Origin of the sequence: Paenarthrobacter aurescens (genome assembly GCF_025421775.1) — a bacterium.
In the GTDB taxonomy this organism is placed as follows: domain Bacteria; phylum Actinomycetota; class Actinomycetes; order Actinomycetales; family Micrococcaceae; genus Arthrobacter; species Arthrobacter aurescens_B.
The window spans coordinates 1-246 of the sequence record NZ_JAOEFX010000592.1; the positions used below are offsets into that span (position 1 = coordinate 1).

Here is a 246-nt window from a genome sequence, read left to right on the forward strand (position 1 = left end):
GTTGGAGGCACCCGGGTTTTCCTGGTCCTCGACGAACATGCTGCTGGACTTCCGGCAGGTGAGGTCGTGCTGCCCGGTGCAGGCGATCCAGGCTGAGCGGGTGCCCATGAACTCGTCGGCGCCTGTCCCTGCCTCGGAGCGGAATGCGCCGCCGGTGAAGGAGCGCGGTCCCCTCCAGAAAAGGCCGCCGTAGCCTTCGTTGTACCGGCCCTACGTGGTGGGGCTGCCGATGCCGATTTCTGTGCC

Annotated in this window: 1 pseudogene; it reads right to left on the reverse strand. The window is 67.1% G+C overall.

Annotated elements, in window-relative coordinates:
• Positions 1-141 (reverse strand): annotated as a pseudogene (locus tag N7568_RS24915) (hypothetical protein); the annotation flags it as partial.
• Positions 142-246 lie beyond the last annotated feature (105 nt).